This window comes from Hydrogenophaga palleronii, assembly GCF_031457455.1.
Lineage (GTDB): Bacteria > Pseudomonadota > Gammaproteobacteria > Burkholderiales > Burkholderiaceae_C > Hydrogenophaga > Hydrogenophaga palleronii_A.
In genome coordinates, this window is sequence record NZ_JAVDWU010000020.1 from 1 (window position 1) to 1,984 (window position 1,984).

1 protein-coding gene is annotated in these 1,984 nt (G+C 58.3%); it reads right to left on the bottom strand.

Features of this window, described 5'->3' with window-relative positions:
* Window positions 1–475: 475 nt before the first annotated feature.
* On the bottom strand, window positions 476–1,984 hold a 1,509-nt coding region (locus J2W49_RS25675; RefSeq protein ID WP_310322769.1), incomplete at its 5' end, for a hypothetical protein.

Consider the following 1,984-nt stretch of genomic DNA (forward strand, 5'->3'; position numbering starts at 1 on the left):
GTGGCGCTGCATCCTGTTGCAGTGCGTCAGCTGTAAAACCGGATCACTCCGCTTCAGGCAGCTATTTGCAGGACAGCACACTGGCAACTATTTGTGCGAAGTGTATCAGGATAATTCTGATCTACAGCTTCCATCTGCACTAGTTTGGCGCCTATACAACACAAAAATCCACAACAAATGGAAATCGTTAGGACGAGCAATTCCACAGCGCGTTAGATTTACGCACCGCAGAATGAACCTAGCTATGTAGCCGTTGATACGCTCGAGACTATTCACCAAGCGCACTAGCAATTAGATATTAGAATCTCTCAGATTAACCAAATAAAAAGTTTTCCATTTAGATCCAGCAGTGTTCCCAGCGGATAAGCCGATTTAAGCGTAGCGCAATAGCGAGTGCACTGAGAATCGATCGACGAGATGGTCGATACATTTCTTCAGCAATTGAGCATGGTCTGTTTTCGTCATGATCATTTCCTCACGGTGATACCGACACCACACCGGAGGTGGCGCTGATCAATCCAGATCCACTGGCGGTCACGCTGGTGCTGCCGGGAGCGATGCCAGTGAGTTGAAGCGTGCTAGTGGTTCTGCTGCCAGTTGCGATCGTTGCCGTTGCCGGCACCGAAGCCACCCCCGGCGCACTGCTGGTGAGCGTCACCACCGTTGGCGCTGCTACCCCTTGGCTGTTGGGGGCGCTAGATCCGGGCACGGTCAGGGAAAGCGAGAAATTAGACTGGCTGCCCACACTCGTGCTGGAAGGTCCGCTGAACACCAACTGAGGGTCAACCGTTCGGACTGCGAGATTCTCTGCACTGGTATGCCCTGCTGCCGCCGCAGTGATTGTTGTGTCGCCTAGACCGGCACCCGTGACCTGGAAGTACGCTGACGAACCACCCGCAGGAATCGTCACAGTCGTGGGCACCGAGCAGATGGTGGGCGCACTGCACTCGAGATTAATCACTAGGGCATCCACCCCGCTGAAGGCCGAGCCGTTGACTACGCGCTGCACGTACAGGGAATTCACCTGAGTTCGCATCCCCTTGCCCACCACCTCTGTGGTTCGGTTGAACTTGAGTTCCGGTGCACTCACCGTCACCAGTGGTGAAGTCACCACGTTCATGCCCGCCGTCGTAGCGCTGACCCGGTAGGTGCCCGTCGTACTCGGCGTGCCAACGTAGACCGGACCCGCGCTGTTACTTCCGGCAGGTATCACCGCTTCTGTGACCGCTGCGCCACCAGCGCCGGCACTGTAGATGCCATCGACCAGCCCAGCCGGATTGGCTTGCTCAATCGCTACGCTCACAGGCAGGCTGGTCGCCATCGTCTGGTTGGTCGGAGAAGGCCCGCCTGCAGGGCCCCTGATACCGATATAGAAGCCATTCCGCGCCTGCCCCACGCTGCGCGAAACGTCGACCCCCGACAGCGACAGGACCGGCTCACCCACCTGTATTTGCAGTTTGGCGGCTGGCGCCGTGTAGCCCTCTGCAGTGGCATCAATGGTCACTGCGGCACCCTGCGTCAGTTCTACGCCCGTGGAGCGGAAGTAGACCGATGAACTGCCCGCCGGAATCGTCACGCTGGCCGGCACACTGACCTTGCTTGGGTCGCTGCTACTCAGATTGACCACCAGGGCATCCACCCCGCTGAAGGCCGATCCGTTGACCACGCGCTGCACGTACAGGGAATTCACATAGGTTCGCATTCCCTTGCCCACCATCTCTGTGGTTCGGTTGAACTTGAGTTCCGGTGCGCTTACCGTTATTACAGGAGAAATCACCGTGCTCATGCCCGCCGCTGCAGCGCTGACCCGGTAAGTCCCAGCCGCGCTCGGCGTGCCCACGTAGACTGGACCCGCGTTGTTACTTCCGGCAGGTATCACCGCTTCTGTAACCGCTGCGCCACCAGCGCCGGCACTGTAGATGCCATCGACCAGCCCAGCCGGATTGGCTTGCTCAATCGCTACGCTCACAGGCAGGCTGGTCGC